This is a genomic window from Streptomyces sp. NPDC054883 (genome assembly GCF_053610645.1).
Window position 1 is genome coordinate 1 of record NZ_JBSGYT010000093.1, and the last position, 10,252, is coordinate 10,252.

4 protein-coding genes are annotated in these 10,252 nt (G+C 75.4%); 3 read left to right on the forward strand and 1 reads right to left on the reverse strand.

All coding sequences use genetic code 11. The features are described from left to right. The coding region (locus tag ACWGH1_RS34830; RefSeq protein ID WP_453409344.1) for an SDR family NAD(P)-dependent oxidoreductase at window positions 1-7,303 on the reverse strand (7,303 nt) is incomplete at its 3' end. A gap of 324 nt (window positions 7,304-7,627) precedes the next feature. Between ACWGH1_RS34830 and ACWGH1_RS34835 the strand changes: the two genes are divergently transcribed. Genes ACWGH1_RS34835 through ACWGH1_RS34845 form a run of 3 tightly spaced genes read left to right on the forward strand, consistent with a single transcriptional unit; the run spans window position 7,628 to window position 10,224 of the window. Further along, entirely contained in the window at window positions 7,628-9,187 is a 1,560-nt protein-coding gene (locus ACWGH1_RS34835) for an acyl-CoA carboxylase subunit beta (RefSeq protein ID WP_453357605.1), read from the forward strand. Window positions 9,188-9,218: 31 nt separating this feature from the next. Continuing rightward, window positions 9,219-9,419, forward strand: a complete 201-nt coding sequence (locus ACWGH1_RS34840; protein ID WP_453409345.1) for an acyl-CoA carboxylase epsilon subunit — start codon at window positions 9,219-9,221, stop codon at window positions 9,417-9,419. A gap of 52 nt (window positions 9,420-9,471) precedes the next feature. After that, window positions 9,472-10,224: a thioesterase II family protein gene (locus ACWGH1_RS34845; RefSeq protein WP_453409346.1), complete on the forward strand. Its 753-nt coding sequence runs from the start codon at window positions 9,472-9,474 to the stop codon at window positions 10,222-10,224. Window positions 10,225-10,252 lie beyond the last annotated feature (28 nt).

Genomic DNA, 10,252 nt, shown 5'->3' on the forward strand with positions numbered 1-10,252 from the left:
ACGCCGCCGCGAACACCGGGAACGCCTCGTACAGCCCACGCCCCATCCCGAGGCGCTGCGCACCCTGCCCCGTGAACAGGAACGCCGTCTTGCCGTCCTGGGCGGCTCCGGTTCCCGTGAGGAGTTCCAGCGAGCGGGCGAGTTCGGCGCGGTCGGCGCCGAGGGCGACGGCCCGGTGTTCCAGCGCCGCCCGGCCGGTGGCCAGCGTCGCGGCGGCCGGGGCGAGTTCCGCGTCGGGGAGGTCGGCGAGGCGCTCGCGCAGCCGGTCGGCCTGGGCGCGCAGGGCCTCGGGGGTGGCTCCGGAGACCACCCAGGGCAGGGCGGCCAGGGACGGCAGGGGTTCGGCGGCGCTGGCCGCTTCCCGTGGTGCCTGCTCGATGATGACGTGGGCGTTGGTGCCGCTGATCCCGAAGGAGGACACGCCGGCCCTCCGTACTCCGCCGGGTGCGGCCCACTCGCGGGCCTCGGTGAGCAGGGCGACGTCTCCGGCCGACCAGTCGACCTGGTCGGAGGGCGTCTCGGCGTAGAGGGTGCGCGGCAGGACTCCGTGGTCCATCGCCATGACCATCTTGATGATGCCCGCGACACCGGCCGCGGCCTGGGTGTGCCCCATGTTGGACTTGACGGAGCCCAGCCACAGCGGCCGGCCCTCGGGCCGCTCCTGGCCGTACGTCGCCAGCAGCGCCTGCGCCTCGATCGGGTCGCCCAGCCGGGTCCCCGTGCCGTGCGCCTCGACCACGTCGACCTCGGCCGCCGTGAGTCCCGCATCGGCCAGCGCCTGGCGGATCACCCGCTGCTGCGCCGGGCCGTTCGGGGCGGTCAGCCCGTTGCTCGCCCCGTCCTGGTTGAGCGCCGAGCCCTTCACCACCGCCAGCACCCGGTGCCCGTTGCGCCGGGCGTCCGACAGCCGCTCCAGCAGCAGCACGCCCGCACCCTCGCCCCAGCCCGTACCGTCCGCACCCGCCCCGAACGACTTGCACCGGCCGTCGGAGGCGAGGCCCCGCTGGCGGCTCATGTCGAGGAAGGTGTCGGGGGTGGACATGATGGTGACACCGCCGGCCAGGGCCAGCGAGCACTCGCCGGTGCGCAGGGAGCGCGCGGCCATGTGCAGGGCCACCAGGGACGACGAGCACGCCGTGTCGACGCTGACCGCGGGACCCTCCAGGCCCAGGACGTAGGCGACCCGGCCGGAGACGACGCTGGCGAGGCTGCCGTTGCCGTGGTAGCCGGCCACGTCCTCGGGCAGCGGGCCCAGCCGCAGGCCCCAGTCGTGGTACATCACGCCGGCGAAGACACCGGTGCTGCTGCCCTTGACGGAGCGGGGGTCGATTCCGGCGCGTTCGAAGGTCTCCCAGGCGACTTCGAGGAGGAGCCGCTGCTGCGGGTCCATGGCCTGGGCCTCGCGGGGGCTGATGCCGAAGAAGGCGGGGTCGAACCGGGCGGCGTCGTAGAGGAATCCGCCGTCGGTGGAGTACGTCTTGCCGGGCTTGCCGATCTCCGGGTCGTAGAGGTCGGCCGCCCAGCCCCGGTCGGTGGGGAAGGGGCCGATGGCGTCGGATCCTTCGGCGACGAGTTGCCACAGCTCCTCGGGCGAGGTGACGCCGCCCGGGTAGCGGCAGGCCATGCCGACGATGACGACCGGGTCGGCGGAGCCGGCCTCCCGCCGGGTGTCGGGCGCCGGGACGGCGGCGGGGGCGGCGGCGCCGAGCAGTCTGGTGACGAGGTGTTCGGCGAGGGCGGTGGCCGTCGGGTAGTCGAAGGTCAGGGTGGCGCTGAGCCGCAGCCCGGTCGCGGTGGAGAGGCGGTTGCGCAGTTCGACTGCGGCCAGGGAGTCGAAGCCGGTCTCGGTGAAGGCCCGGGTGGCGGTGACCTCCTCGGCGCTCTGGTAGCCCAGGACGGCCGCGGCTTCGGTGCGGACCAGGCGCAGGACGGTGGCGAGGCGGTCGGTGGCGCCGAGTCCGGCGAGCTGGGCGGCCAGGGGCGCGGGTCCGGTCGCCGGTCCGGCGGCGGCGCCGCCGGCCGCGGCGGCGGGGCGGCGCACGGTAGTGCGTACCAGGGCGCGCAGCAGGTTCGGTATGCCGTCGCCGCGCCCGCGCACGGCGCGGTGGTTGACCCGTACGGGGACCACGGCCGGCTCGGGTCCGGCGAGCGCCTTGTCGAGCTGGGCGAGGTTCTCCTCGAAGGACAGGGAGTCCAGGCCGAGGCGCTCGATGCGGGTGAGGGCCGCCGCGTCGAGGGTGGCGCCCATGCCCGCGTCGCCGGCCCACAGGCCCCAGGCGAGGGAGGTGACGACCTGGCCCGCGGCGGCGCGGCGGGCGGCGAGGGCGTCGAGGAAGAGGTTCGCGGCGGCGTAGTTGGCCTGGCCCGCGCCGTCGAGGACGGTGGAGGCGGAGGAGAACAGGACGAACGCGGCGAGGTCCAGGTCCGCGGTGAGCTCGTGCAGGTTCCAGGCCGCGTCCACCTTGGGGCGCAGCACGGTGTCGAGGCGGGCGGGCGTGAGGGAGCCGACGAGACCGTCGTCGATGACTCCGGCCGCGTGTACGACGGCGGTGAGCGGGTGCTGTTCGGGGATGCCGGCGAGCAGCGCGGCGAGGGCGTCCCGGTCGGCGACGTCGGTGGCGCTGACCTCGGCGGCGGCGCCCATGGCGGCCAGTTCGGCGATGAGTTCCCGGGCGCCGGGGGCGCCCGGGCCGCGCCGGCTGGTGAGCAGCAGGTTGCGTACGCCGCGGCTGCGGACGAGGTGGCGGGCGAGTGCGGCGCCGACGCCCCCGGTGCCGCCGGTGATCAGTACGGTGCCTGCGCCGTCCCAGGGGGACGGCCGGTCCTCGGCGGGGTCCGGGACGGCGGCCAGTCGCGGGACGTACGTGCGGTCGCCGCGCAGGGCGAGTTCGGTTTCCTCGCCGAGGGCCGCCAGGGTCCGTCCGAGGTGCTCCTCGCCCGCCGCGTCGGTGTCGACGAGGACGAAGCGGCCGGGGTTCTCCGCCTCGGCGGAGCGTACGAGTCCCCAGACGGGTGCCTGCGCGAGGTCGACGTCGGTGCCGGGTACGGCGGCGCCGCCGCGGGTGACGACCACGAGGCGGGAGTCGGCGTACCGCTCGTCGGCCAGCCAGTCCTGTACGGCGGCCAGTGCGTCGGCGGTGACGGCGCGCACGGCGGCGGGCAGGTCCCCCGCCGGGGTCGACAGGGTGCGGTGGACGACGAAGGGCGCGGGGGTGCCCTCGGCGAGGTCGGCGAACCCGGCCGGGGGTACGGAGGGCAGGTCGAGCGGGTTCCACTGCACGCGCAGCAGCGGGTCGGGGCGGTCGCCAGCGAGCTGGTCCGCCGTGACGGCGCGCAGCAGCAGGGATTCGACCCGGGCGACGGGGGCGCCGTCGGGGCCGGCGACACTCACCGCGAGTTCCTCGCGGCCGCGCGCGGTGATCCGGACCCGGACGGCGGCAGCACCGGCGGCGTGGAGGGTGACCCCGTTCCAGGAGAACGGGATCCAGGTGCCTTCGGGGCGGTTTCCCAGGGCGGACAGGGCGTGGTCGGCGGGGTGCAGCGCCGCGTCCAGCAGGGCCGGGTGCAGGCCGAAGGCGGCCGCCTCGGCGCGGGCGGGCTGCGGGAGTTCGACGTCGGCGAACACCTCGCCGTCGAGCAGCCAGGCGGCGCGGACGCCGTGGAAGGAGGGCCCGTAGCCGTAGCCCTCGGCCGCCATGTCGCCGTACAGGTGGGAGACGTCCAGCGGTTCGGCGCCCGCCGGGGGCCACGCTCCGCCGAGGTCCGCGGTTGCGGGCGTGGCGGTGGCGGGGGCCAGGACGCCGGTGGCGTGGCGGATCCAGCCGTCCTCGGCCGCGTCGGCGCCGTCGGTGCGCGAGTGGCATTCGATGGCCCGGCGGCCCGCCGCGTCGGGAGCGGCGATCAGCACTTGCAGGGCGACGCCGCCGGCCCGGGGCAGGACCAGCGGCGCGTGCAGGGTCAGCTCCTCGACCAGCGCGCAGCCGGTCTCCGCCCCGGCCCGCAGGGCGAGTTCCACGAAGGCGGTGCCGGGCAGCAGCGTGGTGCCGGCGATGGTGTGGTCCGCGATCCACGGGTGCGTGCGCAGCGACAGGCGGCCGGTGAGCACGGTGGTGCCGGCGCCCGCGAGGTCGACCACGGAGCCGAGCAGCGGGTGCCGGGCGGCGAGCTGGCCGAGTCCGGACGGGTCCCCGCCGGCCGTGCCGGAGGCCAGCCAGTACCGCTTGGGGCGGAAGGCGTAGGTGGGCAGGTCGTCGACGCGGCGGGTCGGGCGGCCCGCGTGCAGGGCCTGCCAGTCCAGCCGGGCGCCGCGCGCGTGGGCGAGCGCGGCGGCGCCGAGCACCTCGCGGGCCTCGTCCTTCCCGGCGCGCAGCAGCGGCGCGAAGACGGTGTCGGCCTCCCGCTCCTCGGGCAGGCAGTCGCGGCCCAGGGCGCTGAGGACGCCGTCGGGGCCCAGCTCCAGGAAGGTGCGTACGCCGCCTTCGGCGGACAGCCAGGCCACGGCGTCGGCGAACCGGACGGCTTCGCGGACGTGGCCGGTCCAGTAGTCGGGCGAGCAGAGCTCTTCGGTGGTGGCCGGGCGGCCGGTGACGGTGGAGACGAGCGGGACGGCGAGCGGGGAGTACGCCAGGATGCCCGCGATGCGCCGGAACTCCGCGAGCATCGGCGCCATGAGCGGGGAGTGGAAGGCGTGGCTCACCCGCAGCCGCTTGGTCTTGCGGCCCTGGGCGGCGAAGCGGGCGGCGAGGGCCAGCGCCGGGTCCGCCTCGCCGGAGATCACCAGGGCGTCGGGGCCGTTGACGGCGGCGACGGCCACCCCGGGGTGTTCGCCGAGCAGGGGCAGCAGTTCCGCCTCGGTGGCCTGGACGGCGATCATGGCGCCGCCCGCGGGCAGTTCCTGCATCAGCCGGCCGCGGGCGGCGACGAGGGTGGCGGCGTCCTCCAGGTTGAGGACGCCCGCGACGTGCGCGGCGGCGATCTCGCCGACCGAGTGGCCGGCGACGAAGTCGGGGCGCACGCCCCAGGACTCGACGAGCCGGAACAGGGCGACCTCGACGGCGAACAGGGCGCTCTGCGCGTAGCGGGTCTCGTCCAGCAGTGCGGCGGCGGCGGAGCCGGGCGCGGCGAACAGGACGTCCCACAGGGAGGTGTCGAGCTGGAGGTCGAGCCAGCCGATGGCGTCGGCGAGGGCGTCCGCGAACACCGGGTGGGTGTCGTACAGCTGCCGGCCCATGGCGAGGCGCTGGCTGCCCTGGCCGGTGAAGAGGAAGGCGAGGCGCCCGGCGGGCAGGGTGCCGGTGCGGGTGGCGGCGGTGGGCTGCCCGGCGGCGAGGGCGTGCAGCGCGTCGAGAAGTTCGGCGCGGTCGCCGGCGACGACGGCGGCCCGGTGTTCGAGGGCGGCGCGGCCGGTGCCGAGGGCGTGGCCGAGGTCGCCGGGGGTGAGGTCGGGCCGGTCGGCGAGGAAGGCGGCCAGGCGCTCGGCCTGGGCGCGCAGTCCGTCGTCGGAGCGGGCGCTGACGGGTACGAGGGCGCACCCTGGGGCCGCGTCGGCGGTGGTGGTTCCGCCGGCGGTCCGGGCGGCTGCTTCGGCCGGCTCCGCCGGGCGCGGCGCTTCCTCCACGATCACGTGGGCGTTCGTCCCGCTGATGCCGAAGCCGGAGACACCGGCCCGGCGCGGTCTGTCGCGGTCCCCGGGCCACGGCACCGGTTCGGTGAGCAGGCGGACGGTGCCGGCGGACCAGTCGACGTTGCCGGTGGGCTCGTCGACGTTCAGCGTCTTCGGCAGGACGCCGTGCCGCATCGCCATGATCATCTTCATCAGGCCGGCCACTCCGGCCGCGGCCTGCGTGTGGCCCAGGTTGGACTTCACCGAGCCCAGCCACAGCGGCCGGTCCTCGGGCCGCTCCCGGCCGTAGGTCTCGATCAGGGCCCGGGCCTCGATGGGGTCGCCGAGCGTCGTGCCGGTGCCGTGCGCCTCCACGGCGTCGACCTCGGCGGCGGACAGGCCGGCGTCGGCGAGGGCCTGGAGGATGACGCGCTGCTGGGCCGTGCCGCTCGGGGCGGTCAGCCCGTTGCTGGCGCCGTCCTGGTTGACGGCCGTACCCCGGATGACGGCGAGGACCTGGTGGCCGTTGCGCCGGGCGTCGGCGAGGCGCTCCACGACGAGCAGGCCGACGCCCTCGGCGAAGGAGGTCCCGTCGGCGCCCGCCGCGAAGGCCTTGATCTGCCCGTCGGGGGCCAGCCCGCGCTGCCGGCTGAACTCGGTGAACAGGCCCGGGGTGCTCAGTACGGTGACGCCGCCGGCCAGGGCCAGCGAGCACTCGCCGCGGCGCAGCGACTGCACGGCCAGGTGCAGGGAGACCAGCGAACCGGAGCAGGCGGTGTCGACGGTCAGCGCCGGGCCCTCCAGGCCGAGCGCGTAGGCGACCCGGCCGGAGGTGACGCTGAGGGCGCCGCCGGTGACGAGGTAGCCGGTCAGGGACTCGGGGGCGTCCTGCACGCGGGGCCCGTACTCGGAGGGGCCGGCGCCGATGAAGACGCCGGTGCGGGTGCCGCGCAGTGAGGTCGGGTCGAGCCCCGTGCGCTCCAGCGCCTCCCAGGCCGTCTCCAGCAGCAGGCGCTGCTGCGGGTCCATGGCGAGCGCCTCGCGCGGGCCGATCCCGAAGAACTCGGCGTCGAAGTCGGGGGCGTCGTGGAGGAAGCCGCCGGTGCGGGTGTAGCAGGTGCCGGGGGTGGCGGGGTCGTCGTCGAAGAGGGCGTCGAGGTCCCAGCCGCGGTTGTCGGGGAAGGGCCCGACGGCGCTGCCGCCCCGGGAGACGAGGTCCCACAGCTCCTCGGCGGAGCGCACGCCGCCGGGGAAGCGGCCGCTGATGCCGACGACCGCGATGGGCTCGCCGTCGTAGCGCGGGGCGCTCTCGGCATCCGCGGCGTGCGGCGCCGGTGCCCCGGCGGGACCGCCGAGGAGTTCCGTGCGCACGTACGCGGCCAGCAGTTCGGGGCTCGGGTGGTCGAACGCGGCGGTCACGGGCAGGGCGAGGCCGGTCGCCGCGTTGATCCGGGCGTGCAGGTCGACCATGCCGATGGAGTCCAGGCCGATCTCCTTGAAGGAGGTCCCGGTGCCGACCACGGGCTCGGTGTCGGGCCTGGCCTTGCGCAGGATCTCGGCGGTCTGCGCGCACACGAGGTCGAGCAGCAGCCTGCTCTGCTCGCTCTGCGGGAGTCCGGCCAGCCGGCCGGCCGGCTCGGCCCCCGGGCGGACGTCCGCGCCGGACGGTTCATCAGCGACAGGATCGAAGCCCGCGGACATCTGCACGCTCCCAGCTCGGAATCGATTGCCCCGGGCGCGGTTCCGGCCACGGGGTGATCGCACGCTAGGTCGGTCGCGAACGGGCGCGACACCCCTATCCCCCCAGGTGTTGACCCTGCCGGGCGCCGCCCGGGACGGCGCCCGGCGCCGCACGATCCCCGGCCCGCGCGGACGACGTGCCTGCTGGGCGGGGGTGCGGACCGGTACGGGCGCGGTCAGGGGGGTGGTCGGTGTTCTCGGCGCGCTCCCCCGGCGCCTTCAATGGCACGCACTGCCCAGGGCGCCGCCTTCCGCGGGCCTCCGAGGCGAAGAGACGGGTGGAGCATGACAGTTGCCGATGTGAACGTCCGCGTGGCCGAACTGGGAGCGATCAAGGAGTCGGCCGCGCTGGGCCCGTCGCCGGGCGCGTCGCAGGCGCAGCACGCCCGCGGCAAGCTGACGGTGCGCGAGCGGCTGGACCTGCTGTTCGATCCGGGCACGTTCCGGGAGATCGAGCAGCTGCGCCGCCACCGGGCCGCCGGGTTCGGGCTGGAGGACCGCCGGCCGCACACCGACGGGGTGGTGACCGGCTGGGGCAAGGTCGACGGCCGCCGGGTGTTCGTGTACGCGCACGACTTCCGGATCTTCGGCGGTTCCCTCGGCGAGGCCCACGCACAGAAGATCCACAAGGTGATGGACCTCGCCGTCGCGGCCGGCGCCCCGCTGGTCTCGCTGAGCGACGGCGCGGGGGCCCGGATCCAGGAGGGCGTGACCGCGCTCGCCGGGTACGGCGGCATCTTCCGCCGCAACGTGGCGGCTTCCGGGGTGATCCCGCAGATCAGCGTGATGCTCGGGCCGTGCGCGGGCGGAGCGACGTACTCCCCCGCCCTGACGGACTACGTGTTCATGGTCCGTGACATCGCGCAGATGTACATCACCGGTCCCGACGTGGTGCAGGCGGTGACGGGCGAGAAGATCAGCCACAACGACCTCGGCGGCGCGCAGGTGCACTCGTCGGTGTCCGGGGCCAGCGCGTTCCTGTACGACACCGAGCAGGAGTGCCTGGAGGAGGTGCGTCACCTGTTGTCGCTCCTGCCGTCCAACAACCGCGAGCTGCCGCCCTCGGTGGTGTCCGGCGACCCGGCCGACCGGCGCAACGATGCGCTGGCCGGCCTGGTGCCCGCCGATCCGAACCGCTCGTACGACATGCGGGCCGTGATCGAGGAGATCGTCGACGACGGGGACCTGTTCGAGGTCCACGCCAACTGGGCGACCAACATCATCTGCGGGATGGCGCGGCTGGACGGCCACGTGGTCGGCATCGTCGCCAACCAGCCGGCCTCCCTCGCCGGGGTGCTGGACATCCACGCGTCGGAGAAGGCCGCGCGGTTCGTGCAGACCTGTGACGCCTTCAGCATCCCGCTGGTGACCCTCGTGGACGTGCCCGGGTTCCTGCCGGGCAGCGACCAGGAGCACAACGGTGTCATCCGGCACGGCGCGAAGCTGCTGTACGCGTACTGCGCGGCGACGGTGCCGCGGGTGCAGGTGATCCTGCGCAAGGCGTACGGCGGCGCGTACATCGTCATGGACTCGCGCTCGATCGGCGCCGACCTGTCGTTCGCGTGGCCCACCAACGAGATCGCCGTGATGGGTGCGGAGGGCGCCGCGAACGTCGTCTTCCGCCGGGAGATCGCCGCCGCGGACGACCCGGAGACGGCGCGCGCCCAGCGCGTCAAGCAGTACCGCCAGGAGCTGATGCACCCCTACTACGCGGCGGAGCGCGGCCTCGTCGACGACGTCATCGACCCGGCCACGACCCGGCAGGTGCTGGTGGACGCCCTGGACGCGCTGCGCGCCAAGCACGTGCCGCTGCCCGAACGCAAGCACGGCAACCCGCCGTTCTGAGCGCCGCACGCGAGAGCGAGGAGCACCGCCGATGACCGAGCGGGCCGGACCACTGATGAGGATCGAGCGCGGGGCCCCGGACAGCACCGAACTGGCCGCGCTCTTCCTGGTACTGCTCGCCGCCGCCCGGCAGCGGGAGAACGCCGGCGCGGACGCCGCGCCCGGCCCCCGGGCGGCCGCCTGGGGCCCGGCCCGCGGCTGGCGCCCGCCCGGCACCTGGACCGCCCGGTGAACCGGGCCCCTGTCCACCGCACGACACCTCACGAAACAGGACGTCGAACGACATGACCGCAACCACGACCGCCGGCGCCTGGCTGCGCCGCTTCCACCCCGCCCAGGACGCCCCCGTACGGCTGGTCTGCCTGCCGCACGCGGGCGGCTCGGCCAGCTACTACTTCCCGGTGTCCCGGGCGCTGTCCCCGCAGGCCGACGTGGTGGCCGTGCAGTACCCGGGCCGCCAGGACCGCCGCCACGAGCCGTGCCTGGACGACGTACGGCAGCTGGCCGACCTGGTGGCGGCGCAGCTGCTGCCGTGGTGCGACCGGCCGGTGGCACTGTTCGGGCACAGCCTGGGCGCGACCCTCGGCTTCGAGGTGGCACTGCGGCTGGAGGAGGCCGGCCACGCGCCGGCGGCCCTGTTCGCTTCGGGCCGCCGGGCGCCGTCCCGGCACCGGGAGGACGAGCGCATCCACCTCGCGCCGGACGAGCGGCTGCTGGCCACCATCAAGGGGATGAGCGGTACGGACGCGGCGGTGCTCGCCGACGAGGAACTGCTGCGGGCCGTCCTGCCGGCGATCCGCGGCGACTACAAGGCCGCGGAGACCTACCGCTACCGGCCCGGTCCGCCGCTGAGCTGCCCGGTGGTGGTCCTGAACGGGGACGCCGACCCGGAGGTGACCGCCATGGAGGCCGAAGGCTGGAGCGACCACACGCGGGGCCCCGTGTCCTTCCACTGGTTCACCGGCGGGCACTTCTACCTGAACGAGCATGCCGCCGAGGTGATCGGCCTGATCAGACGGCGCCTCGCCGGGGCCTGAGGCCGGACCCGGGCGAAGAGGGTCCGGC